This is a genomic window from Bizionia gelidisalsuginis (assembly GCF_008086185.1).
GTDB lineage: Bacteria > Bacteroidota > Bacteroidia > Flavobacteriales > Flavobacteriaceae > Bizionia > Bizionia saleffrena.
The window spans coordinates 1-25,324 of sequence record NZ_VSKN01000029.1 but is presented as its reverse complement, the minus strand read 5'-3'; the positions used below and the strand labels follow the sequence as shown (position 1 = coordinate 25,324).

The 25,324-nt window shown below is 36.2% G+C and carries 19 protein-coding genes and 1 pseudogene; all 20 read right to left on the bottom strand.

Annotation, left to right across the window (positions count from 1 at the left end; genetic code table 11):
• Positions 1 to 838: 838 nt before the first annotated feature.
• The 20 genes and pseudogenes from ES677_RS13965 to ES677_RS13865 all read right to left on the bottom strand — a co-directional run bounded on the left by ES677_RS13965 (position 839) and on the right by ES677_RS13865 (position 23,928).
• Positions 839 to 1,390 carry a hypothetical protein gene (locus ES677_RS13965; RefSeq protein ID WP_148381560.1) on the bottom strand — a complete coding sequence of 184 codons (552 nt, stop codon included), beginning with the start codon at positions 1,388 to 1,390 and terminating at the stop codon, positions 839 to 841.
• A 154-nt stretch (positions 1,391 to 1,544) separates the two neighbouring features.
• The gene (locus tag ES677_RS13960; protein ID WP_148370961.1) at positions 1,545 to 3,905 is read right to left on the bottom strand and encodes a polysaccharide biosynthesis tyrosine autokinase; all 2,361 of its coding nucleotides are present in this window, start codon (positions 3,903 to 3,905) and stop codon (positions 1,545 to 1,547) included.
• A 9-nt stretch (positions 3,906 to 3,914) separates the two neighbouring features.
• Positions 3,915 to 4,688, bottom strand: coding sequence for a polysaccharide biosynthesis/export family protein (locus tag ES677_RS13955; RefSeq protein WP_148381559.1), 774 nt, complete (start codon positions 4,686 to 4,688; stop codon positions 3,915 to 3,917).
• A 416-nt stretch (positions 4,689 to 5,104) separates the two neighbouring features.
• Positions 5,105 to 5,776: a sugar transferase gene (locus tag ES677_RS13950; protein WP_148370959.1), complete on the bottom strand. Its 672-nt coding sequence runs from the start codon at positions 5,774 to 5,776 to the stop codon at positions 5,105 to 5,107.
• A 127-nt stretch (positions 5,777 to 5,903) separates the two neighbouring features.
• A complete protein-coding gene (locus ES677_RS13945) occupies positions 5,904 to 7,115 on the bottom strand; it encodes a polysaccharide biosynthesis protein (RefSeq protein ID WP_148381558.1) in 1,212 nt (403 codons plus the stop codon).
• A gap of 1,300 nt (positions 7,116 to 8,415) precedes the next feature.
• Positions 8,416 to 9,567 (bottom strand): LegC family aminotransferase, encoded by a 1,152-nt coding sequence (locus tag ES677_RS13940; protein ID WP_148381557.1) that lies wholly within the window; start codon positions 9,565 to 9,567, stop codon positions 8,416 to 8,418.
• A gap of 36 nt (positions 9,568 to 9,603) precedes the next feature.
• The gene (locus ES677_RS13935; protein WP_148381556.1) at positions 9,604 to 10,329 is read right to left on the bottom strand and encodes a sugar transferase; all 726 of its coding nucleotides are present in this window, start codon (positions 10,327 to 10,329) and stop codon (positions 9,604 to 9,606) included.
• Between the two features lie 239 nt (positions 10,330 to 10,568).
• Positions 10,569 to 11,219 (bottom strand): acetyltransferase, encoded by a 651-nt coding sequence (locus ES677_RS13930; protein WP_148381555.1) that lies wholly within the window; start codon positions 11,217 to 11,219, stop codon positions 10,569 to 10,571.
• Positions 11,220 to 11,808: 589 nt separating this feature from the next.
• Positions 11,809 to 13,017, bottom strand: a complete 1,209-nt coding sequence (locus ES677_RS13925; protein WP_148381554.1) for a glycosyltransferase family 4 protein — start codon at positions 13,015 to 13,017, stop codon at positions 11,809 to 11,811.
• Positions 13,018 to 13,023: 6 nt separating this feature from the next.
• Complete coding sequence (gene wecB, locus ES677_RS13920) at positions 13,024 to 14,163, bottom strand: non-hydrolyzing UDP-N-acetylglucosamine 2-epimerase (RefSeq protein ID WP_148381553.1); 1,140 nt, start codon at positions 14,161 to 14,163, stop codon at positions 13,024 to 13,026.
• Positions 14,164 to 14,176: 13 nt separating this feature from the next.
• Positions 14,177 to 14,593, bottom strand: a complete 417-nt coding sequence (locus ES677_RS13915) for a WxcM-like domain-containing protein (RefSeq protein ID WP_148381552.1) — start codon at positions 14,591 to 14,593, stop codon at positions 14,177 to 14,179.
• A gap of 39 nt (positions 14,594 to 14,632) precedes the next feature.
• Positions 14,633 to 15,016 (bottom strand): annotated as a pseudogene (locus ES677_RS15525) (GxxExxY protein).
• Positions 15,017 to 15,152: 136 nt separating this feature from the next.
• Complete coding sequence (locus ES677_RS13900) at positions 15,153 to 16,271, bottom strand: polysaccharide biosynthesis C-terminal domain-containing protein (protein WP_148381550.1); 1,119 nt, start codon at positions 16,269 to 16,271, stop codon at positions 15,153 to 15,155.
• A gap of 4 nt (positions 16,272 to 16,275) precedes the next feature.
• The gene (locus ES677_RS13895) at positions 16,276 to 17,298 is read right to left on the bottom strand and encodes a polysaccharide biosynthesis protein (protein WP_148381549.1); all 1,023 of its coding nucleotides are present in this window, start codon (positions 17,296 to 17,298) and stop codon (positions 16,276 to 16,278) included.
• Entirely contained in the window at positions 17,288 to 18,412 is a 1,125-nt protein-coding gene (locus ES677_RS13890) for a glycosyltransferase family 4 protein (protein ID WP_148381548.1), read from the bottom strand. Before ES677_RS13890 ends, ES677_RS13895 begins: the two co-directional genes overlap by 11 nt.
• A gap of 368 nt (positions 18,413 to 18,780) precedes the next feature.
• Positions 18,781 to 19,872 carry a glycosyltransferase family 4 protein gene (locus ES677_RS13885; protein WP_148381547.1) on the bottom strand — a complete coding sequence of 364 codons (1,092 nt, stop codon included), beginning with the start codon at positions 19,870 to 19,872 and terminating at the stop codon, positions 18,781 to 18,783.
• Entirely contained in the window at positions 19,869 to 21,062 is a 1,194-nt protein-coding gene (locus ES677_RS13880; protein WP_148381546.1) for an O-antigen ligase family protein, read from the bottom strand. Before ES677_RS13880 ends, ES677_RS13885 begins: the two co-directional genes overlap by 4 nt.
• Positions 21,055 to 21,561, bottom strand: coding sequence for an acyltransferase (locus tag ES677_RS15735; protein ID WP_148381545.1), 507 nt, complete (start codon positions 21,559 to 21,561; stop codon positions 21,055 to 21,057). Before ES677_RS15735 ends, ES677_RS13880 begins: the two co-directional genes overlap by 8 nt.
• Positions 21,545 to 22,840, bottom strand: coding sequence for an oligosaccharide flippase family protein (locus ES677_RS13870; protein ID WP_170235067.1), 1,296 nt, complete (start codon positions 22,838 to 22,840; stop codon positions 21,545 to 21,547). Before ES677_RS13870 ends, ES677_RS15735 begins: the two co-directional genes overlap by 17 nt.
• Positions 22,841 to 22,929: 89 nt before the next feature.
• On the bottom strand, positions 22,930 to 23,928 hold the full coding sequence (locus ES677_RS13865; RefSeq protein WP_148381543.1) for an SDR family oxidoreductase: 999 nt from the start codon (positions 23,926 to 23,928) through the stop codon (positions 22,930 to 22,932).
• Positions 23,929 to 25,324 lie beyond the last annotated feature (1,396 nt).

The following is a 25,324-nucleotide window of genomic DNA, read 5'->3' as shown; positions in this document are numbered from 1 at the left end:
AACCACAATCAAAACAATTCTAAAAAGTAAAGAAAACCATCTAATTATATTCAAATGCTGACCCCGGCCTATCGAGGATCTATCGTAAAATTTGAAATGAAGGCACCGTAAAATTTTAGGCTGTTTGAGCTAACAAAAATTAGGAATTAATAACAGATCACTCCAGCGAGTTCCTAAAATTTAGGGGCAGAATGATAAATTTAGATAGAGGGTCGTAAGCCTAGACTTTTTTGTTTCTTTTTTGGGCAATGCAAAAAAGAAAAAGAATAATAAGCCAGATCAATCTTAAAGTCCCAGCACACACTATTTGAACCAAAATCAAAACAATTCTAAAAATTAAAGAAAACGATCTAATTATATTCAATGTCCGCCCTTTAGGGTTGGGGTAAAGAAATTGAGATAGGCTCTATTTGAACCACAATCAAAACCATTCACTGTTTACCACTCACTATGCACTTTCTAATATTCATTTTTTCCATTGATGAAAAAACGAACCAAAAAAATCTAGGCTGATTTTAGTACGCTTGAAAACCGCGTAAAACCCTTATCGTGCGGATGGCAACCGCTGCACTAGGCCATCCTCCACTGCCAGCCACTGCAGCTTTTACTTGTTTTACTACGCCTACGAAAAGTAGGCCATTTAAGATTTAGGTACGAATTAGATTGTAAAACGTTCTAATTATGTTCAATGTCCACCCTTTAGGCTCGGGGTAAAGAAATTGAGAGGCACTACAAAATCGCTATCACGAAGTGAACCACAATCAAGACTATTCACTGTTCACTATTAAAAAAACTACTCACCACTTGTGAGCCTGCGAACAGTTCCTCACTTATAACTCTAAAAAGCTTCTCCCATTCGCCAGATCAGGCCAAAAGAATACTGATAAAAATTCTGAACCTCAGGAGCTCCAGAGTTCACTTCAAAATTGGCTTTAGCCGTAAGATTTACACCAACCGTTTCAAGAAACCAATAGTTAAACCCTAATCCCGGATTTACAGTGATTCCTGTATTATCAAAGGCAGTATAAAAACCAGCGCCCATAATACCGTAAAAATCGATAAAATTTCTGCCCTCAGCTTTAACAATATAGTAGTTAGCATCGGCATTCATACCAAAAAATTTAGAGCGTTCCCCTAACTCTTTCAACGTATTAAACGAAGTATTAACACCAAAACTCCATTGGTCATTCGCTTGGTAATCCACTCCTAAAGCCAAAGGGCTCTCAAAAGCAACATCTTCAATACCCCAAAATCCACGAGAGGACTGATTACTGTTATCAATAAAATTTAAGCCAATGCTCGCTTTAAAATAAGGGGTTTCTTGCGCAGCTAATGGTGCTACCCATGCGCTTAAACACAACGTTAATAGTAGGTAATTTTTAAATGTCATTTAGGGTTTAATTTAATAATTATAGTTTAAAGGCACAGCGTTTGTGCCTGGATTAAATAAGATAAAATGGACTTCCGAAATTAAACAACACGCTACTTAAACACTAAGCCGGCGGGGTTACTAACGGAAGGGATATGGTAATACTTAGAAAAAATTACGACCCCCAAAACTGATACCACGGCTTTTTCACACTTTCCGACGAATACCCATAGCCATAACCATAGTTATACCCATAGCCATAGGAGCCTTTATGATCGATATCATTAATAATATAGCCAATATTATCGATCTTTTTCTGATCTACCAATTTCTTAGAATACTCAATAAGTGGTTTCTCGGTAATACCAGAACGCACCACATACGCCGTTAGATCCACCAATTTCACAAACGTCAAGGTATCAGCAACTAATAACGTTGGTGCCGTATCAATAATAATATAGTCGTAGTAGGTTCTGGCTTCATCTAAAAAGTCTTTAAATCGAGGACTCGATAATAAAACGGCGGGCATTGGCGGAATAGGGCCCGATAGCAACACATTAAAACGATTACTATCTGGCGTCACAGACAGCACAAAATCTTTCCAATCGCTCGTTGTATCACTCAAATAGTTAGAGAGTCCCGACGTATTTTTTGTTTCGTCTATAAAGGGGTGTAATTGCGGATTCCTTAAATCGGCCCCCACTAATAACACGCGCTTTTTGGACTGAAAATAGGTGTGTGCCACATTAAAGGCCACTGTTGTTTTCCCTTCTCCTTTTACCGAAGACGTAAACGCGATTACGCGGCCCCCTTTTTGAGGATATTGCACCTGCATAAAATTAATATTATGAGCCAAGGTTCTAAACGCCTCTTCGGTTTGCGAATTTCCAGCCGTCTCATACACGCCGTGTTTCGCATTAGTAATTACAGGTATTTCCCCTAGTATAGGACTGTTAGGGTTAATAGCTTCAACATCTCGACTGGTATAGATTTTAGTATTGGTTAAAAACTTAAGGTATAAAATACCTACAGGAACAAACACACCCAGTAATAAAGCGCCTAATAAAATAATTTTGCGTTTGGGAGCCACAGGCAGAGAATTCGTTATGGCATAATCGATAACTTTAACATTGGCAGCAGTTGTGGCCATTGTAATCGCCGCTTCCTCGCGTTTTTGCAAAAGTAAAAGATATAAGTTCTCTTTTAATAACTGCTGACGCTCTATACTACGTAATATTTTTTCTTTATTAGGCAAGGTCATAAACGACTCCTGCGCTAAGTTTTGAGCCCGCTTATTTTGTTCCAGAGATTGCTCTAACTGATCTTTATAACCGGTTAATGAACTCGTAATATTTCTATTAAGGTCTAAAATGGTTTGTTTTAACACCATAACCTTTGGGTTACTATCTCCAGCACTAGCTTTCCACTTATTATACTCTAAAACGGCGGTGTTATAATCGCTTACCAAGGTATTCACCGCGCCACTATTTAAGCCGATATTAGCCGGTAGCAAATTAAAATTATCCGTCGATGTCATACTTTTGGCTAACACATCGGCCAGTAGTAATTGGGTTTCCACTTGAAAGAGCTGCTCGTTTTTTACCGAACGCTTTTCGATTACCGACGCGGCATCTGCTTCAAAAATACTTAAATTGTTATTTTGCTTGTAGCTACCTTTAGCCGCTTCAATAGAATCTAATTCTGTGGTGAGGTATTTAAAACGCTCATCAATAAAAGTAATGGTGCGCTTAGACACTTCTTGTCGGTCCAAAATACCGTCTTCAATATACACAGCAATAAGTGTGTTTAATATGGCCTGCGCCTGGATCTTATCATTGGCATCCAAACTCAGTAGTAAAATGTCACTATCTTTTCCGTCTGGCATTATTTTCAAGGCCTTACGTAAACCTTGTGTTGCTTCACTTTCACTAGAAATAGAAACGGTATATATAGGGTTGTCGCCGGGAATTATAGCACTAGGGTCTCGTGGTGTTATGGTAAACGGAAAGGCCGCCGTTGGCGTCTTAAAATAAAACGTAGGCACCACTACCGTTTCTTCCGTTATAAGATTAGTAAGGCTATAACCGCGCGGTAATAACTTAATTTCAAAGCGTAAGTCCATTTCTCCTGTAGCAGCCGCCGGCACATAAACCACTTTAAAAGGAGCGTTAAACACTTGCGTTTCATTAACACGTCCCATTTGAAAATAAGACACTTGTAAATTAAGCTCCGCTACCACCTGACGGTTTATGCGGAACGACTGAAATACAGCCCGTTCATTTTCTAGATTCACATTTCCTTTGCCTAGAATCTTATCTAAATCTAAAGCCAAATCGGTCGCTTCCTTTTCAGTTAACACCTTAACTTTAGCCGTCGTTGTATAGCTATCTGGTGTATAGCGTAAATACATAACAGCACCAATCACGGCGATTGCAATACTTAGGGCTATCCAAGGCCAATAGGCTAGGTAACGATACACAAGTCCTCTAATATCGAGTTGTTCGTTGTCGGCGTCGTTTTCTATTTGGTTATACATACGTAGGGATTATCGAGTAATTAAAATGGTTGCACTTAAAACAAGGGATGCAATGGCAACAATCGTCGATACATTACCAACATACCCCGCTGTTTTTACCTTTGCACGGTTGGGTTGTACCACCAGCACATCGTTGGGTTTTAAAATATATTCGGGATTCCCCATCCAATCGGCAGTGGTTAAATCAAGGTGGGTGATGCTGCGTATTCCGTCCAACTCACGAATCAATAAAATATCATCACGACGGCCATTAATGGTTAAATCGCCAGCATAGCCCAAGGCTTGTGGCACACTTAAATACTGCTCGGTAAAACTAAAGGTTCCCGAACGTTGCACTTCGCCCAACACCGTAACTTTCGCATTAAGTAAACGCACAGAGACTATAGGGTTTACCAAGTGCCCATCGTCTTCTAAGCGGGTCGCAATAGCTGTTTCTAACGCCGACGTCGTTTGCTCTTTAGCCAACACCTTGCCGAGTACAGGAATAGAAATAAGACCTTCCGGACTTACCAAATACCCTTGTAATTTTAGTAATTCGACATTAGTACCATAGTTACTGCTGGTTTGTCGGTTATAAGGAATCGCTGTTTCTGGTATTGCAGCACTTATCGTTACCGATAAAATATCGTTGGGCTGTACCGTATTCTCGCGATACTCAATAGTGGTTTCTTTAAAAGAATCGGCATCTTGAAAGTATAAAATCTCTTTATTACTCACGCAGCTACTCAATACAACACCGCATAAGGCGATGATAAGTAAGCGGATGTTTTGTGTTTTAATCATAATAAATATAATAGGTGCAAGTGTTATGGGGTGCTAAAAGACACGATAGGGCAACCGAAGGAAACCGCAGTGGTATGTGCTTTAAAAACAGGATAAAGCAGTGCTTTTTAACCGCTGCAACGCGGGCAAAAATAACAACAATTTAGAACATAGTCCCTTTAAATGCTGAAAAATATTAAACGGACGGTAAGCTTTGGAAATCAGCGGACTAACGCCTTGTTATTTATAAATCTTGTACGCTACAAATAAGGCGAAGAACGCGGTGCGCTACCGGTAACGTAAATCTCTAAAGGCGTCAGTAAAGCACAAACTCTAAAAAGAAACGGTCTGTGAAGAGGCCTGTGGCTAGTTTCTCTGTAACGACCAGCCTTGTGCGTCTAATCTTAAAAGCCGCAGCCGCATTGCTAGCAGGCGGGTTAAAAAGGACGTTTTGGTAACTCTTTAAACCAACGGTACACCATTGCACTGGTAGGATTGAATAGCACCCAAGCTGTAATCATAATAATTTTTACATCCACCACAAACGATTCGTGGGCTTGGTACCAGTGTTCAACCGCGCCTTTAAAAGGGTAAATAGCAGTCGAATAAAACGCCCACGGGTCTTCTCCTTTATTTTTCACTGCGGTAATTAGCTCTTCTTCGTCTCTAAAAATAATAGAGCCGATACCAGTAAGCCCCGGTCTCACATTATAAATTACCTGTTGTACGGGTTTAGGATAAGCTTCAAAACTAATTTGCATTACGGGTCTGGGCCCCACAACACTCATATCTCCTTTAAAAATATTAATCAACTGCGGCAGTTCATTAATTTTACTTTTTCTTAAAAAACCGCCCATAGGAGTTATTCGCGGATCTTTTTTGGTGGTAATAACACCACCAGACATATTCGGACTGTTTTCTAGCATCGTTGCAAACTTCCAAATTAAAAAGGGTTTGTTTCTATACCCTATTCGTTCTTGCTTATACCAAATATAACCTTCACCCGTCAGCTTAAGTCCTATCATAACAGGAATTAATATAGGCGCTAAAATCACCAAGGCAATACCTGATACGATAATATCACAACCTCTTTTAAATACTTTATACATTTTAGTTTTTAGTTTTTTTTCAATGAATATTTTATTCAAAAATTCAATGAGGCGTAATGCACCTCTTGAATATTTATGAATCCTTAAATCTTGAAATCTTTTGAATTATTGAAGTATTAAAGCACACCTACATCTTCTGATCTAAACTCTTCCCTGTTTCAATATGATTAAAATCAGGAAGGTACTTTTGAAGCAATCCTACGATAGCATTTTTATCATAATCACCAGAATCCATAAGGGCCTTCAATTCCAAAAGCGTAACATTAATGGAGTCTTTAGGTAATTTACGAGCGTTTTTAATAACACCCAAGCTCGAATACGTGTTAGTATCTACGGCATCACTATCGGTATAAAATTCTTCAAACAGTTTTTCGCCAGAGGTATCCGTATCAAAAAAGTAAACCGGGTACGGGTCCTTTTCTGTAGTGGTTAGGGATAACGTTTTGGCTTCGTCTTCCGACTCACATTCGATAATAGTACGTCCAGACGCTTTAAAAAAGTCTAGCGTTATCGTTTTAAAAAACGCCATTTCTTCGGTCGCTAATTTCGGAAAAAACACCTCACCAGAATTCCCTAACATACACGCTAGCATACAAATCTGTCCGCTCTCTTCTGGCGATACAAAAAAGCGCTGCACATCGGCAGGGCAAGAAATAGGTTGATTTTGAAATAAGCGCTCAATATAACCCGCCAATAGCGAACCGTTAGAGAAAGCCACATTAGCAAAGCGTGCCGTAGTAATTTGTAAATCGTTACTATACGCCATAATCACCTCTTCCATTAATTTCTTACTAGCCCCCATAACATTCACTGGATTGGCGGCTTTGTCGGTAGACACACAGAAGAAATGCTCTGGTTTATTAGTCACCAAAAGGTCTAAAAAGGCCTTGGCTTTAAACACGTTATTATCTATCATCGCCTCAATAGAGTATTTATCTTTTTCGCTACGCACGTGCTTGTGCGCCGCAAAATTAGCAACGATATGAAATGGCCCTTCTGCCAAAAACATCTTTTTAAACACCGGATCCCCAAAATTCATAGGGTACGTTCTGTAGTCTTCAGGCACAAACATAGTAGCATCCGAGCGTAATTGACGGGTGAGCTCTGTTAAGCCATTCTCATTAGTATCTACGACAAATAACTTGCCCGGTTTAAATTTTAAAATCGCCTTTATATAAGACGACCCGATGGTACCAGCGCCACCAATTACTAAAACGGATTTCCCTTCAATTTTCTTAAGTAATGTATCGCGATGCAACGCCATATCATTCTCAAAAAGACTCTGTGATCGTTTGGTAATATGTGTTTTTATAAAATTGGGTATGTCTATTAAATTCATGTGTTATTATAGGTTTTTAAAATATATCTTTCTATTATCTTAAGGAGACTGTTTTACCCCTAAATCCCCTAAAGGGGACCTTCATTTTCGTATGTAAAGAAATTTCCTCCCTTTAGGGTTGGGCAAAAGAAATTGAGATAGGTTCTATTTAAACCAAAATCAAAACTAATTATAAAAGTAAAGAAAACCATCTAATTATATTCAAATGCTGACCCCGGCCTATCGAGCATCTATCGTAAAATTTGAAATGAAGGCACCGTAAAATTTTAGGCTGTTTGAGCTATCAAAAATTAGGAATTGATAACAGATCTCTCCAGCGAGTTCCTAAAATTTAGGGGCAGAATGATAAATTTAGATAGAGGGTCGTAAGCCTAGACTTTTTTGTTTCTTTTTTGGGCAATGCAAAAAAGAAAAAGTGGAATAAGCCAGATCAATCTTAAAGTCCCAGCACACACTATTTAAACCACAATCAAAACTACTGACTAAAAAAAACTACTCACTTCTCATTTATCACAACATTCCATTTCAAATAAATCTATTAGTCTTTCTAATATTCATTTTTTCCATTGATGAAAAAACGAACCAAAAAAATCTAGGCTGATTTTAGTACGCTTGAAAACGGCGTAAAATCCTTATCGTGCGGATGGCAACCGCTGCACTAGGCCATCCTCCACTGCGAGCCGCTGCGGCTTTTACTTGTTTTACTACGCCTACGAAAAGTAGGCCATTTAAGATTTAGGTACGAATTAGATTTTAAAAAGTTCTAATTATGTTCAATTCCCACCCTTTAAGCACGGGGTAAAGACATTGAGATAAGCACTATTTAAACCACAATCAAAACAATTCTAAAAAGTAAAGAAAACCATCTAATTATATTCAAATGCTGACCCCGGCCTATCGCCGATCTATCGTAAAATTTGAAATGAAGGCACCGTAAAACTTTAGGCTGTTTGAGCTAACAAAAATCAGGAATGGATTACTGATCACTCCAGCGAGTTCCTAAAATTTAGGGGCCGAATGATAAATTTAGATAGAGGGTCGTAAGCCTAGACTTTTTTGTTTCTTTTTTGGGCAATGCAAAAAAGAAAAAGTGAAATAAGCCAGATCAATCTTAAAGTCCCAGCACACTCTATTTGAACCACAATCAAAACAATTATAAAAAGTAAAGAAAACCATCTAATTATATTCAATGTCCTCCCTTTTAGCGTTGGGATAAAGAAATTGAGACAGATACTACTTCACCAAAAACCTTGCTTTGAAACACAATCAAAACCAATCACCGCTCACTAAAACCCATTCACTACTTCTCACTATAAAAATCCTTAATAGTACGCACCACAGTTTCTAACTGTTCCACGGTAATCCCTGCCGAACTCGGAATACTAATACTCCGCTCATAAACCGCAGCCGAAACATCATGTCGCGTCATATAAATAGCGTCTGTAAACATTTCCAACTGATTCATCGGCATCCAAAACGGACGCGATTGTACGCCATTAGCATTTAAATACGCTAATAAGTCTCGCATTCGCGCCGTACTAAACGTAAACAACCACCCGTTAGGATGTGCGCCGTCTAAAACCGCCTGAAAGGTGATATCGCCGACCCCTTGCAAGTGTTTGCGGTAGTAGGCATCCAATGTTCTTTTATCGTTTAAAATCCCAGGAAACTGTTCCATTTGCGCCACACCAATAGCGGCCAACACATTCACTAAGCGGTAATTATAACCAATGGCATCGTGTATATAATCCATAGCGCTAACTTTCGCCTGGGTGGTTAAATGTTTGGCCTGTTTGGCGAGTGCTGCATCATTAGTAACAAGCACACCACCACCACCGGTAGAAATTATCTTATTCCCATTAAAACTAAACACCCCAATTTTACCAAAGGAACCGGCATGTTTGGTATTAAAGGTTGTGCCTAAGGCCTCGGTGCTGTCTTCTATAATAGCTAAGTGGTAGGTTTTAGCAATTGCCACCAAGCGGTCCATATCGCCTATATTCCCTAAAACATGCACGGGCATAATAGCACGCACGCGCTTTTGGGTCGTGGTATCCACTCTAAACGTCTCGTTGTTTTCTGTCTTTTCTATGGTGTGCTCTTTTAGGTAGCTTTCCAAAAGTTCCAAATCCATTTGCCAGTTATCGGCATCTACATCTATAAGAATAGGGGCTGCACCGGTATATTTTATGGCATTAAGCGTCGCGATAAAGGTAATATTAGGGGCAATAACGTGGTCGTTTTTGGTGACCCCCAATAGCAGTTGCGCAATATGCAGTCCTGCCGTACCATTCATACACGCCACACCATATTTAGCACCGGCATACGCTGCGACCTGGTCTTCAAATTGTGTAACGTAACTGCCAGCTGAAGAAATCCAACCGGTGTTTAAACAGTCTTGAACATATTGCCATTCGTTACCTTCTAATTTCGGGATTGATAAGGGGATCATACTTTTGTTTTTACTTTATCTTTTTTTTTGTAAACTCTACAGCTTATGAATACCAGCCACGGTCAAAGATTCTGGTTTGGGTGGTAAGTTTTTAAAAGCTTTATATACTAATTGAGAATCACTATTCACCAAAGACCAAAAAGTTAAGAACAGGATTTTAAAATCTACCAACAGCGAGCAATTGTAAAAATACCAGTATTCAAGTGCTCCTTTATAAGGATAGATATGTGTTTTGTAATATTCTAAAGGATTTTTACCAAGGGCTTTATAGGTTGTCACTAATAGTTCTTCATCTCTAAATATTAATGAGCCAATGCCGGTAATACCAGGTCTGTTTTTATAAATTACAGCTTGTACTTCCGGTGTGTAATTTTGAAAACCCTTTGCTAAAAGCGGTCGTGGCCCTACCAAGGCCATATTGCCTTTAATGACATTTAAAATTTGTGGCAATTCATTAATTTTTGTAATGCGTAATAACTTTCCCGCTTTTGTTATTCTGGGGTCATTTCTTACGGTTAACCCTTTATTACCTATGTTAGAACTGGCTTTTAACATAGAAGCGAATTTATAAATGTAAAAGCGGGTCTTATTTAAACCCAAACGTTCTTGTAAATAGAATATCTCGCCTTCTCCTGTGAGTTTAAGAATAATCATAACCACTAAAAATAAAGGCACTATAATCAAGAACCCTGCAATGGATAGGAAGAAATCAAAAACTCTTTTTAAAAGCGCATAAAAACGGTAAGAAACTGTTTGTGTCATAGAAATCGTAAAAGTATTAAATTAGTCTAGCCACATTATAATTGATGATAGACTAAAAGTGTTCATTGAATACAGGGAGGCCTGTTTTAAGCTGATTTTATAAGAATTAAATACAACAAAACTATAACGTACTGAAATCGTATATAAATTAAATCGATAATTTTTAAAGGATTTAAAACTTCAAATTGGCAAAGCAGATCATACTGTTGTTAACCTGCTAGAATAAAAAACAGATAGTACTACACCTTCTTGATTTTTATTACAACCCCTGGCACTCCCACTACTATGCTGTTAACTTCTATATCTTTGGTGATTATGGAGCCTGCACCTATGGTGTTATTATTACCCAAACTTACGCCTGGAATAGTGGCACTGTTTACTCCAAACATATTATGATGACCGACGGTTGTATTACCCGACAAGGACACTTGCGGTGAAATAAAATTAAAATCGCCAAGAATTGTATCATGGCCGATAGTACAACGCGAATTTAGGATATTAAAATCTCCGACAACTGCCATTGGCCCCACAGAGGCATTATGAGAAATGAGTACACCTTCACCAATTTTACAGGTTTCAGCGATAAGCGCCGTGGGATGAATAAAGGTTAAAAATTTTGCGTTTTGTGTTTTGAATTCTGTTACCAATTTTTCTTTGTAGACCATATTTCCAAAACAAAACATATAGTGTACATCTAATCTTATTTTATGGTTTTCTACTATTCCTAAATAGGGTTGAGTAAACTCGTAGTGTCGATATAATTTGTCATTCTCATCTATAAAACCCAATATCTCAATTAATTCATACGGTTTTAAACGGTTGTGGTATTTAATATATTCTACCACCTCGGCGGTATGACCACCAGTACCAACTAAAATAACTTTTTTCATAATTGTGTTTTATATTTTTTGGATAAGATTTATGTGAACTATGGAGCTTACTTAAGGCTATTGAGGTAAAAAAAATATAAAATTCAGATACCTCCCTAAGTCTGTAATTAAGCACAATACCTCTTTAGAGATACCACCAGTTCCAGCGATAAGAATTTGTTTTTTCATTTTGATTAATTTATTTAGTTTTTGAAACTACTTAGAACTGAAAGTTACTTTTGAAGTTGTTCTGTAAAAAAATAATTCTAATATTAAAAATACTTTAGTTTAATTCTTTTAGTAAACGTTGGTATTCTTCCAATAATGCGTTCCATACTTTCGACTGTTCATAACGTGCCAAAATTAGTGGTCGCGCATTTTTACTTAAGCGATTTAATAAGCCATCATCGGTTAAAAAGCGAAACCAGAATAGCCGATGAATGAAATATTAAGTGGTGTTGACATAGTTATAGAGTATTATAGGCATTGAATACCTCTTTAGAGATACCACCTGTTCCAGTGATAAGAATTTGTTTTTTCATTTTGAATATTTTTACACGTTATTAAAACTGATTGCAAGACAGGCTAAATATTTTCATTAGTTTATTTCTTAAGCTATGTCATTATTAATTTTCTCTAAAATAAGACTATAAGACTTTTCAACTAAATACTCCCGGTTCAATAAATCCCAACTATTGCTTCCCATACTTTTTAAATTACTCTTGCACAGCGCGCTAATTTTATTCTGTATGCCATCGCTATCGCCTGCTTCTACCCAGTAACCACATTGTGCATTCTCAATGACTTTTCCAATATCAGTATTTACATCTGTTGCTGCTAAAACCGGTTTTTTCATTTCTAAATACGCTAATAAGCGCGAGGGAAAATTGGGAATTGTAAAATCTTTATGTAAAAATATCATTCCTATGTCACAAGCCGCAAGTAAGGAGTCATACTCGTTTTTAGGCAAACCAGCTAAAAGAGTAGCGTTACTAGGGGAATTAGTTTCAAACCATTGTTCTAATTTCGTAAATTGAGTGCCGCCACCAACAACAACAATATGCGCTGTGGGTTCTTTAAGTTTAGCAATCGTATCCAGCAAAAAGTCAACACCTTGAGGAATTCCTAAATTCCCACCATAGACAAAAATAGTTTTGTCTAAAGGAATCTTATACTTACTTTTTATAGCCGCTTTCTCTTCATCATCATACTTAATAAATAAAGGGTGTATTGAATTTGGATTTACTTCTACTTTTTCCTCGGAAACACTTGGATTGTTTTTAAGTATAAACGTTTTATTAGCTTCAGACATACAACCAATTGTGTCCGATAGCGCATAAAGCTCCTTTTCTTTCTTATTAAAATAACGATGAATCAGACTATTCTGCTTTATCATTTTCATATCAACCGCATTTTGCGGAAAAATATCCTTTAGAAGTAAATAAGAATAAGCGTTATCTTTATGCTTTATGTATGAAATAACTTTTGAAAAAGTTATTGGCGGTGTCGAATACAAAACTAAATCAAACGTTACATCCTTATAATTCTTTTTTATCGCCTTTAAAAATTGTTTTTCTACTAATATTTGTCCTAGACCTTTTTCAATAACATTTGTTTTTGTAAGATTTAAGGTTTGCACATTAAGCAATGATGCTTTACCTTCTTGTAACAAAACAGTCTTCTTTTTATGGCGCCGTTCACTAGGCGTAACAATAAAAACTGAATGATTTTCGTTAATAAATTGATTTAAAAGATCGTGGTAAATCCCCCTTTGCTGTAAAGTGGATATGTTTACCATAGACAGAAATAAGATATTCATAATAAGTTAAATGTTTTCGCTCCAAACAACTCTTTTAACGTAATCGGTATAACTTAATATGATACGTACAACTTTCTCAGAGACGTTAGGCATACTGTAATCGGTTACTGTTCTAAAGTTACGTTCAGTATCTATTTTTTGATTTTCTAATTGAACAAGCCCTTGAAGAATGCGTTCTGAATTCAACCCTACCATCATAACCGATGCTTCTTCCATGGCCTCTGGTCTTTCATGCGCGTCACGAATATTTAAAGCTCTAAAATTAAGGATTGAGGATTCTTCATTAATGGTTCCTGAATCTGATAAAACAGCATAGGAGTTCAATTGTAATGCATTGTAATCATGAAAGCCTAAAGGTTTTAAAAACTGAATACCCTTATGTGTTTTAATTTGTTTCTTATCCATCATGTTTCTGGTACGTGGATGCGTAGAAACAATTATAGGATAGCCATATTGTTCTGCTATTATATTTAGACTATCCATTAAGCCTTTAAAGTTTTTATCAGAACTAATATTTTCTTCTCTGTGTGCGGACACCACAAAATACTTTCCTTTTTTAAGTTTTAATTTCTGTAAGACTTCAGATTTATTAATTTCAGGTAAGTAGTGATTTAACACTTCAAACATAGGTGACCCCGTTTTAATAATACGATCGGCAGGGAGCCCTTCTCGTAAAAGATATTCACGAGCTATATCTGAGTAAGTCATATTGATATCTGCAGTATGATCAACAATTTTGCGATTGGTTTCTTCGGGAACACGCTGGTCGAAACAACGGTTTCCTGCTTCCATATGAAAAATAGGAATCTTTCTTTTTTTCGCTGCAATAGCACATAAACACGAGTTAGTATCTCCTAAAACCAAAAAAGCATCAGGTTTTATTTCTTCTAATACTGAATCAATATTTATTAAAATTTGTCCTGCAGTGGTTGTGGCGTTTGTGCCCGCTGCATTAAGAAAATGATCAGGCTTTCTAATTCCTAAATCTTCAAAAAACACTTCATTCAGTTCATAGTCGTAATTTTGTCCTGTGTGGACTAAAACATGTTCTATGGCATTTGAAGCATCGAGTGCACAAATTACCCGAGATAGTCTTATAATTTCTGGACGCGTTCCCACGACAGTAATAACCTTCAACTTTTTCATTATACTTTAAATATTATAGTGTAAAATAATTTGGATCAAATCTATATTCATCTTTTATCTCATCGAACCCATAATCTGACATTACCAATAGTTTTGAATTTTCTTCTAAAGCTTGAATACTATTTATATAGCCTTTTGGCACACACAATGTATCAAGCGATTTATCGTTCAGAGTTGTAGAACAAATCTCAGCATTCTTATTTGGGTTTTCCCAATTATCGATTTGAATTAATTTAATTTCAAAACTACCTTTTATAGCAGAGAACCAGCGACTTTCTATTTTATGGCCTTGCCAGGCTCTGATGTAATCTGTTGTTTTATTTTCTATGGTGTATAGGCGTTTGATGGGTGATGCGTCAAAATCGTTGTTGAAGGTGAGGTTTCCTCGGCTGTCTGTGTGGCGGTTGCCAGTGATAAGTTTATGTGTCATTTTATTTTGCACGCGGATTAAAAAGATTTAATTGATTTTTTAATCTATGTAATTATTTACGATTCTTTTAATATTGTCTTTTATATTATCAGTGTTAAAATTGACCAATAACCCAACTGGAATATCAGATAATTTTAAATAGGTGATTACTTGCTTGTAATGAACTTTTGACAATTCTTCTACTGATTTAAGTTCTATTAAAACTTTATTTTCAACTAGTATATCTATTCTAAAAGCAACATCTAAAATTATGTCATCCTAATGGACAGCTAATTCTACTTGGCTTTTAACGCTTAATCCTGATTTGTTTAATTCGTAGAGTAGTGCGGCTTCATAAACAGATTCAAATAATCCCGGTCCTAATTCATTGTAAACATTAAAAATACATCCTCTAATTTTATATGTAATATCATTAATTTCCATATTCCTTAAATTGATTTATCTTATGATTTTCACGCAGTGCTACAATGTCTTTTTCACGCAGATTGAAAGGATTGAAAAGATCTTTTAAAACAAATATAAATCCTTTAGATCCCTTTAGATCAGCGTGCCAAAAACTCTATACGTCCTCGAAGTAAGTATCAGAATCCTCAGGATCAAAAAACTCATTAATCCAGAAATTAGTGTACAAAACAGTATCCCCAATATTTTTAATGTTATGCGTATACCAAATAGGCATATCCACATACCCAGGCTGGTCTCCATCCAAATAAAAATCTAAAACTTCATCCGTGCCTATCTTTCTTAATTGTATTAAGGCTTTTCCTTTTATCACTGCAAAACGTTCAATTTTACGCGTGTGATAATGGTTTCCTCTCGTAATCCCTGGCACTGTCGTCGAAAATGAGACTTGTCCGCCAACCCCTAAACGAATCACCTCAACAAAAGACCCTCTGGGATCGGTATGTTGGGTAAACTTTACAGGAAAGTAGTTGGCAACATCCATATAACAACGATACGTATTAAATAAATTTAACGCGAACGTGTTATTGATTGTCGGTATTTCTCCGTGGTCTTGGTATTGGGTTTTATAGTTTTGTAGCAAACGCAATAATTCAGAGACTTTGGCTTCTGCGGTATGTGCAACCGTATACAATGCTTCTGTGTTCTTTTCTCGAATTATTTTTAATATTTCCGCTACAAGCTCACCTACATAGATCAGTTTTAAATCGCCGTCCACTTCAATTTTTGGCGTTTCACCGTTTGCTATTTGATGAGAAAATGTTGCGACCACAGAGTTGTAGTACGGATTTCCGAACGGCCCGAAAACATTGGGGATAAGCATTCCTGTAAACGTCCCCTTAGTTTGTGCTGCCCAATCTGAAAGTAAGCGGCGGCCTGCTTTCTTCGAGGTACCGTAGGCTGTATCGTTTTCTTCTTGAGAAGACGAAGACATCAATATATGCGCTTCACTTTTTGTGCGTTCTAAAGAGGAGATAAGCGTTGAAACGAGCGCTATATTAGTGTTGTAAATAACCTCAGCATCATTATGGCGATTCAATGCAGCCAAATGCACTATAACATCGCATTGGCTTACAAAGGCATCCAATTTATGGTCGTGTTCAAAAAAGTCTTTATGAAACGCAACACGTTCAAATTCTTCTGGAAATAAACCCAACGTATTGTAAACGTGCTGACCAATAAAACCATTCTGACCTGTAATCCCTACTTTTATCATACTGCTATTGTTTGTGATTCAGTTCCGCTTGAATTTCTGGTAATTTTAGCAGCAATTCTTTAATACCTTCAATGGTTAACCGTTCTGTATTATGCGAATTATAATCTGTAATTTCTGAAAGGGAAGCTTCGCCCTCCGAAAAATACTGGGCATAGTTCAAATCGCGATTATCCGCTGGAATTTGGTAAAACCCCGGTAGGTCCACGGCTTTTACCATCTCTTCCCGTGTACACAAGGTTTCATATAGTTTTTCACCGTGGCGTGTGCCTATTATTTTAATTTCATTATCGGCGTCAAACAATTCTATTAGTGCTTTTGCCAAATCTGCAATAGTAGCCGCGGGTGCTTTTTGAACAAACAAGTCGCCTTGCTTTCCGTTTTCAAAAGCGTACAACACCAAATCTACCGCATCTTCTAAAGTCATTAAATAGCGGGTCATTTCTGGATCGGTAATGGTAATGGGTTTGCCCGCTTTAATTTGCTCTATGAATAATGGAATTACAGAGCCACGAGACGCCATAACATTACCATACCGCGTTAAACAAATAGTAGTCTCTTCTTCGGCGACGTTACGCGATGCCGCTACCGCTACTTTTTCCATTAAGGCTTTACTCATTCCCATAGCATTAATAGGGTACGCCGCTTTATCGGTACTTAAACAAATAACATTTTTCACGGTATTAGCAATGGCCGCTTTCAATACATTTTCTGTACCCAACACATTAGTACGTGTCGCCTCTATAGGGAAAAACTCACACGAAGGCACTTGCTTTAACGCCGCGGCTTGAAATACGTAATCGACACCGCGCATGGCTGTGTTAATACTATTATAATCCCGCACATCGCCTATATAAAATTTCACTTTGGGGTTATTAAGCCGCACCCGCATATCGTGTTGTTTCTTTTCGTCGCGTGAGAAAATACGGATTTCTGAAAAGTGATCGGTCTCTAAAAAACGATTCAATACCGCATTCCCGAAAGAGCCTGTGCCTCCTGTTATTAATAGGGTTTTATTTTTAATTTTCATTTAATAAGGATTTATAGATGTCGATCCATTTATAAATTTGTGAATCGACTTTAAAATTTTCGTCTACTAATTTGTAGCTATTTATGCGCATTTGTTGGTAGTTCTCCTTTTTCAAAGATAATAGGGAATCTATAGCTATTGAGAGAGACTTTGGATCATTTGAAACGTGAAAACCTGCGTTATATTCTTCTAAAACTTGCCAAGGAGTCCCTTTTGAAGCTATGACTGGAGTTCCCTGATTCAAAGCCTCCACAACAACATTTCCAAAATTTTCAGTCTCACTAGCTAAAATTAACGCATAAGCTTCTGCATAAGCCTTTTCCTTTTCAAACCCTTCTAGATGGCCTTTGAAAGTAACTTTATCTTGCAAGTTTAATTTAATCACCAAAGACATCAACTCTTCTTTATAACTATTGTGTCTTTCCTCTTGTTTCCCAACTATAAAAAACTTTATATCAGATTTCATAAAAGCTTCACTTAAAGCTAATCCTTGAACAATTTTATGTAAACTTTTTATAGGATGGATTCTGCCCACATATAAAAGATCTTGATTGTTCGTTAAACTATGTCGCTCTGCAGGAGATATGAGGTTTGGTATTTCTACTATTTTATTCCTTGGGAACATTTTTTTTATTCCTTCTGTTTCCTGTACAGAAGTACTGTGATATACAATGTGTTTATTTAATAATTTATATAATATTAATAGCGGCTTCTTTTTCCAACTACTGTACTTCAAAGCGTTTATGTTTAGCTCACCCCGTACAGACCAAATTATCTTTTTCTTTGGATGAAAAAGCAATCGATAAAGGAAACTATAAATTGAGAATGAGCTAAATAAGCTATTCATATGTAATATATCAGTTTTTGAAATCTCATTATTCAATCTTTTTCTCGTCTTAAAAGACATAACACCTTTCGTTCCATAAAACACATCTCCACAATCTAATTGTAACCATTTGTCCGCAACAACTTTATCTTTAATTCCAACCGTTGTTGTTATTATCGTAGATTGTACATCATTATTCTTTAAAGCCACACAATGCCAATATAATGTATTACATGGCCCTCCAATCTGAGAAGGATAAAACGCGTTGAGTGGGAAAAATATATTCATATTATAAGATAGATTAGATATTTTTTTAACTTGAAACCCACAATGGAAGAGAAAGTTTGCTTTTGATGCGATATAGGAAGTTAATTAAAAAATTTTGTGATAAATTTTTGAAAGCAACCTTTGATGTTAGGCCTCAACTTAGAACTTAAAATGTGGCTTTGTGATTTCTATTATATTCTTTAAAATTGATAGGATCGTCCCAACCAAATTGTGTGGCAATTTTTTTGCTAGAAAATTTATCAGGACTTAAGGCACTATTTTAACCATTACAAGGTGTTAGGAAAAGCAACTGCTTGTGGCGCGTAATGATATAGTAATGAATGGAGAGTTTTTCATATTTAGCGATTTATACTCTTAAAGATATTCTTTTATCGCCAAGGCGGAGTTATTCTTGACTCTGATTGTAGCGCAGTTACAAAATAATTAGCAATAGTTGTACCTTCAATACATATACTCCAGTTCAATATTGCAGACTTTTTCTCTCTAATGTTATTTACATTTTCTATGCAATACAGTAACGCAGTGTATAAATCGTTCTTCTTTTTGTGCGAAAACACAATACCATTAAACTTGTTTTTTATAAGTTCTTGTGCACCACATGCATCGCTACACAATACAAATAATCCGGCCATTAATGCTTCATTAACAACTGCACCCCAACCATCATGACGAGACGGTAATATATGTACATCGTAATTATGAAATAGGTTCCTTATATCCTCATTGTTTTTTGTGCCTAAAAAATTTACGTTATTAATGCTATTTCGTGTACAATATTCTTCTAAAAGCTGACGCTGGTCACCATCTCCAACAATATCAAGACTATAATCTCTATTTATTTTAAAAAGACTCTTAAGTAAAATATCAACCCCTTTTCTATGATTTAATCCACCAACAAATAACAATTTAACTCTTCCAGAATTATTAGCAATTTTTTGGGTAGTTATTTTCTCTACACAATAGCTAAATGGAATAATTTGGTTTCTTTTAAAATTAAATTTAGGATACCAATTTAACGCGTGGCTACCTATTGCAAAAACTTTACTTATGTGTTTATAATTCTTATAATCCTTTAATAAAGATTTAATATAATGTGCGAAAAATGGATATTTATACATAAATGGGCCTTCTACTATTAAATGCCTTTTAAGTTCGTACTTTAAGCTTTCGATAAAAGCAGAATGTACCATCGCATTTGATTGTATACCCGAGAAAAAATGCTGAGCCTCGGGGTTCGCTATAAAGATGTCATCAATTGTTTTCTTATTAGGTTCTATAATAATTTTGAAATTGGCTGTATCATCAATAACTTGAGTATTCCACCCCATTCCCTTACGCTGTAAAGTCATCTGTTTTTCTACGACCAGAAGAACATTACACCTCTTTTCAACCTTACTAATTTCTCGAATGTAGGGTAATTGGTGAGGAGACACTATATTTTGCCAGAAAATTAAGGTCATTGAACGCTAAGGTTTGAAGTTGTTTTTAAGTTGGTTTTTTGAGCCATAATACCAAGTAACAACCAAAAGTAAAAAAATAGGCCCGAACCAGCAGATAGCCCATAGCCTTCTGCCACCAAATGAATGATGAAGAAAACCAATAGCGCTTTTAAATAATTGTTGAAAGAATTATTAGTCTTTTTGTTTAATTTTCTTAATACCCCAAAAAACATATTAAAAAAGACAATGGTTCCAAAAAGACCTGTCATAGATAAAATAACCAACCAAGAAGACCCTGGTTCAATTTGGCCCCCACCAACGATTAAATCACTTTCTGTTTTACTACTGTCGTTTGCAAAACCTATCCCGTAAATTGGAGAGCTTATAAATTCGTCCAATCGTCTTTCCCATAAACTTTCTCTTGTCGTAAAAAACCCTCCTTTCTGCTCTGCATATTCCATTTTCTCTGTTAATTTCTCTGTATATGATTCCCATAAAGGAAATGATAATAAACCTATAAAAAATGTAATGAATAGTACTTTGTAATATTGCTTCAAGTTTTCTTGATTAGCCTTATAGAAAAAATATAAAACTCCCAAAACACCAGCTATTAAAGCTGCCCTAGACCCTGCCGTTAAACACGCTATAAAACTACTGATTGCAATTATATAAAATGCGAGTCTTTTCTTTTTATTAGACTCCATCGTACCATAATAAACACACGTTATCATACTAATAGCAGCCATAGGGCTTAAAAACATAGAGTGATTAAACAGTCCTGTAAACCCACCACGACCAAGATAGACTAAAGAAGAGTTTAGCATTAACCCTATAAACGAGAGCAAAACCATAATAACGATCAAAGTATTCAAATACTTAAAAAGAAGATTTTTAAAGGCTTTCAATGAAGGATTTTGAACTAAAGGCCCAATTAAACCAACAATTATAATAAAGGCAATGAGCCGCTCATAAGGTTTATAAAAATAAGGGATATCATTAACTAAAATGGAACATATACACGCAATTATAAAAAACACCATTTTAAGATTAACAATTGGTCTTTTTCTACTTAATACTAATACAGCGAATGCCGCTATTAGTACCACATAATATATGTTACCTAAACCCAAAGTAATGAAAAAATTATTTGCTAACACAGTTAAACTGACTAATAGCGCTATAATTTTTATATGAACGGAAGTTCTAGGCATTAGTTAGTAAATTTTTTATCACTTTAGCTGGCACACCTCCTACAATAGTATTATCATTAATATCTTTATTTACTAGTGACCCAGCTGCAATGATACACATACGACCAATTGTAACCCCAGGTAAAATAATAGCTCCTGTTCCAATCCATGTACCATCTCCAACTATCACACTTTTTTTAGTCCCTTTTCCTGCCATCCTAATTCCATCGGTTCCCATTTCATGTGTACCTGTACCAATATATACTCGCGGTGCAATGTCAACATTTTCTCCTATTTTTACTTCTGCGGTTGATATAATCATTGTTGCGGGACCAATCCAAGTGTTACTTCCAATTTTAATTTTCCCTTGTCCTAAAAATCTAACTGATGAACATATTTTAATATTATCTCCTAATTCTAGACCTGCAATTTGACAAAGAATCTGTTTAAATTTAAAAAATCTAGTTTCTGGTAAAAAACGAAATATCATTTCGTTTATATAATTAATTATAGAGTGCATTTTTTATTTTTTTATAGACAATCATTAAAATAAATAGAAAGCATATTTGTGTCAATAAATTACTAATTACTAAAGCTAAAGCTCCATTAAAAATATGCTTCGTAATCAACAAATATGTAGCAATAAGCACAAAGAAATCTCGAACAAATCTTAGTCCAAACATATACCAGTTTTTATTTAACGACATAAACGCTTGTGCATATACGTTGGAGAGACTAACAAAAATAGAAGTAAATATTGCAATGGCCAATATATTTCCTAACTCCTCTTGATACGATATACCATAGAAACTTACCACCCAATCTTTAAGAATATAAATAACAACAAACGGTACAATCGTCGCACCAAAATTAATTAGCAAAGTTGTTTTTAAAAGTTTTGCATGCTCTTCGGGCCGCCCTAAACTATTTGATAAATGACTTAAAATAACATTTCTCATTATACCCGGTATAAAGAGAATAATTGCACTCCACTGTAACGCAGCACTATACAATCCCACCTCTCCGTAGTCATCAAGCTTAATTAATAACATAATCATTAACCAAGAAGTTAAAGCGTACAAACCCTCCTGCAGAGCAACAGGCGTCGAAAAATTTATAATAGTTTTTATTAAGTTATCATTTTCAGTCTTTGTACCTGGCTTATCTATTGGTATGTTTTTAAGAACTTCACGGTAATTTAAATACCAATTAACAATTTGAGTTAAAAGTAAAGCGCTTAAAGCTCCGTTTAAACCATAATAATAAGTTAATGCAACACTAGTTGTAAAAGCTGTAATACCTACAACGGTATTAATCTTAGCCATAGCTTTATAAGCATTAAAACCTGCTAAAATACCAATTTGCGCGGTAGTTAAAGAGTTAAACACTATCCAAAATGCTACTAATCTTAATGGCACATCAAGATGCGGTGCCTCCAACACTATATTTGCGACATAACCAGCAAAAAAAAACAACAGAGTAGCCATAAGTGCGCTAACTATTGCTGAAATTTTCATTGTTAAAGATGCTATTCTTTTAATTAAAAAAGGCTTCTTTTCCCTGTTTTCTGCAATAAACTTTGTTGCGGTATACCCTAAACCAAAGGTAGAAAAAACAGCAATATTCATTAATGTTGAACGTATTGCACCATATTCTCCATAAATATCTTTTCCTAAAAACCTTGCAACAACAATAGCCCCTAATAGCGACATACCTTTAGCTGCGACATTTCCAAAGAGAGCCCAAAAAGAATCGTTTACGAAAGGGTTTTGTTTTAATCTGTTATAAAGTGCTTTCATTTTTTTACTCATAGTGACAAATTCCTATCACAAGGTGTAAATATTTTTAATTAATTAAATTATTCAAAATTTACTTTTAGTTTTTAAATCTACCCTAAATTCTCCCAATACCACTCCACAGCTTCTTCAACCCCCTTACTAATAGCATGGCTTGGTGCATACGCTAACAAGCGCTTGGCTTTCTCTACAGACGCTAGCGAGTGCGGGATATCCCCTTGGCGGTTTGGGCCGTGCGTAATAGATATATCTGCTATTTTGGCATCGTGTTTGGCCAAGTGTTTTTTTAGTAAGTCGGTAAGTTGCACCAATGTGGTACGGTCGCCAACGGCTGTATTATACACTTGGTTTAGTGCGGCTTCGTTGGTGGTGGTAATAGCGCGTAAATTCATTTGCACCACATTATCGATATAGGTGTAATCGCGCGAGTAGCTACCATCGCCATTAATTAGTGGGCTCTCGTGGTTCATAAACTGTTTTACAAACAACGGAATTACCGCTGCATACGCCCCATTAGGGTCTTGGCGTCTTCCAAACACATTAAAATAGCGCAGGCCAATCGTATTTAAGCCGTACGTGCTAAAAAAGTTCTCGGCGTATAACTCATTGACATATTTAGTAATGGCATACGGCGATAACGGTTTCCCGATGGTATCTTCTACTTTTGGCAAGGCTTCAGAATCTCCGTAAGTCGAAGAACTCGCAGCGTATATAAACCGCGTCACTTTAGCATCGCGAGCCGCAACCAGCATATTTAAAAAACCACCTATATTAACGTCGTTAGTGGTAATAGGGTCCTCTATAGAGCGTGGTACAGAACCTAAGGCGGCTTCGTGCAACACAAAATCTTGAGCTTTACAGGCGCTATGGCAGGTTTCTAAATCGCGAATATCGCCTTCTATTAAAGTAAAGTGTGGGTGCTTTAAAAAGGGCGCAATATTATGGTGGTGTCCTGTAGCGAAATTATCTAAACAGGTAACGTTTGCGCCTATTTTTAAGAGGTTTTCGCAGAGGTTAGAACCTATAAACCCCGCTCCTCCTGTTACGAGTACATTCTTATTTTCTAATACTTTAAATGCTTCTAAATTCATTATTTATGTTATTGATATGTATCAATTTCCGCCCTTTAAGCTCGGGTAAAGAAATTGTAATCTGTTTATTTTTACTCCTAAATCCCCTAAAGACACTGCTAATATATTCCTGTAGATCAATTTCCTCCCTTTAGGGTTGGGGTAAAGAAATTGCTAACGTGATTTCCGCCCATTAAGCTCGGGTAAAGAAATTGAGATAGGCTCTATTTGAACCACAATCAAAACCATTCACTGTTTACCACTCACTATGCACTTTCTAATGTTCATTTTTTCCATTGATGAAAAAACGAACCAAAAAAATCTAGGCTGATTTTAGTACGCTTGAAAACCGCGTAAAACCCTTATCGTGCGGATGGCAACCGCTGCACTAGGCCATCCTCCGCTGCCAGCCGCTGCAGCTTTTACTTGTTTTGCTACGCCTACGAAAAGTAGGCCATTTAAGATTTAGGTACAAATTAGATTGTAAAACGTTCTAATTACGTTCAATTTTCTCGGGTAAAGACATTGAGATAGGCTCTATTTGAACCACAATCAAAACCATTCACTGTTTACCACTCACTATGCACTTTTTAATGAAAAATTCACTTAAAAACTACCCCGGCCTATCGAGCATCTATCGTAAAATTTGAAATGAAGGCACCGTAAAATTTTAGGCTGTTTGAGCTAACAAAACGTATGAATTGATAACAGATCTCTCCAGCGAGTTCCTAAAATTTAGGGGCAGAATGATAAATTTAGATAGAGGGTCGTAAGCCTAGACTTTTTTGTTTCTTTTTTGGGCAATGCAAAAAAGAAAAAGAAGAATAAGCCAGATCAATCTTAAAGCACCAGCACACCCTTTAAACCACAATCAAAAAACTACACACTCCTAGTTTATAACAACATTCTAATTCCTATTAATCAATTAGTCTTTCTAATATTCATTTTTTCCATTGATGAAAAAACGAACCAAAAAAATCTAGGCTGATTTTAGTACGCTTGAAAACGGCGTAAAACCCTTATCGTGCGGATGGCAACCGCTGCACTAGGCCATCCTCCACTGCCAGCCGCTGCAGCTTTTACTTGTTTTGCTACACTTACGAAAAGTAGGCCATTTAAGATTTAGGTACGAATTAGATTTTAAAACGTTCTAATTACGTTCAATTTTCTCCCTTTAGGGTTGGGGTAAAGACATTGAGATAAGCACTATTTAAACCACATTCAAAACCATTATAAAAAGTAAAGAAAACCATCTAATTATATTCAAATGCTGACCCCGGCCTATCGAGCATCTATCGTAAAATTTGAAATGAAGGCACCGTAAAATTTTAGGCTGTTTGAGCTAACAAAACGTATGAATTGATAACAGATCTCTCCAGCGAGTTCCTAAAATTTAGGGGCAGAATGATAAATTTAG

Excerpts from the sequence above, each read along its gene's own strand:
- ES677_RS13965 (WP_148381560.1), bottom strand. The coding sequence starts at position 1,390 with ATGACATTTAAAAATTACCTACTATTAACGTTGTGTTTAAGCGCATGG.
- ES677_RS13960 (WP_148370961.1), bottom strand. The coding sequence starts at position 3,905 with ATGTATAACCAAATAGAAAACGACGCCGACAACGAACAACTCGATATT.
- ES677_RS13955 (WP_148381559.1), bottom strand. The coding sequence starts at position 4,688 with ATGATTAAAACACAAAACATCCGCTTACTTATCATCGCCTTATGCGGT.
- ES677_RS13950 (WP_148370959.1), bottom strand. The coding sequence starts at position 5,776 with ATGTATAAAGTATTTAAAAGAGGTTGTGATATTATCGTATCAGGTATT.
- ES677_RS13945 (WP_148381558.1), bottom strand. The coding sequence starts at position 7,115 with ATGAATTTAATAGACATACCCAATTTTATAAAAACACATATTACCAAA.
- ES677_RS13940 (WP_148381557.1), bottom strand. The coding sequence starts at position 9,567 with ATGATCCCCTTATCAATCCCGAAATTAGAAGGTAACGAATGGCAATAT.
- ES677_RS13935 (WP_148381556.1), bottom strand. The coding sequence starts at position 10,329 with ATGACACAAACAGTTTCTTACCGTTTTTATGCGCTTTTAAAAAGAGTT.
- ES677_RS13930 (WP_148381555.1), bottom strand. The coding sequence starts at position 11,219 with ATGAAAAAAGTTATTTTAGTTGGTACTGGTGGTCATACCGCCGAGGTG.
- ES677_RS13925 (WP_148381554.1), bottom strand. The coding sequence starts at position 13,017 with ATGAATATCTTATTTCTGTCTATGGTAAACATATCCACTTTACAGCAA.
- wecB (WP_148381553.1), bottom strand. The coding sequence starts at position 14,163 with ATGAAAAAGTTGAAGGTTATTACTGTCGTGGGAACGCGTCCAGAAATT.
- ES677_RS13915 (WP_148381552.1), bottom strand. The coding sequence starts at position 14,593 with ATGACACATAAACTTATCACTGGCAACCGCCACACAGACAGCCGAGGA.
- ES677_RS13900 (WP_148381550.1), bottom strand. The coding sequence starts at position 16,271 with ATGATAAAAGTAGGGATTACAGGTCAGAATGGTTTTATTGGTCAGCAC.
- ES677_RS13895 (WP_148381549.1), bottom strand. The coding sequence starts at position 17,298 with ATGAAAATTAAAAATAAAACCCTATTAATAACAGGAGGCACAGGCTCT.
- ES677_RS13890 (WP_148381548.1), bottom strand. The coding sequence starts at position 18,412 with ATGAATATATTTTTCCCACTCAACGCGTTTTATCCTTCTCAGATTGGA.
- ES677_RS13885 (WP_148381547.1), bottom strand. The coding sequence starts at position 19,872 with ATGACCTTAATTTTCTGGCAAAATATAGTGTCTCCTCACCAATTACCC.
- ES677_RS13880 (WP_148381546.1), bottom strand. The coding sequence starts at position 21,062 with ATGCCTAGAACTTCCGTTCATATAAAAATTATAGCGCTATTAGTCAGT.
- ES677_RS15735 (WP_148381545.1), bottom strand. The coding sequence starts at position 21,561 with ATGCACTCTATAATTAATTATATAAACGAAATGATATTTCGTTTTTTA.
- ES677_RS13870 (WP_170235067.1), bottom strand. The coding sequence starts at position 22,840 with ATGAAAGCACTTTATAACAGATTAAAACAAAACCCTTTCGTAAACGAT.
- ES677_RS13865 (WP_148381543.1), bottom strand. The coding sequence starts at position 23,928 with ATGAATTTAGAAGCATTTAAAGTATTAGAAAATAAGAATGTACTCGTA.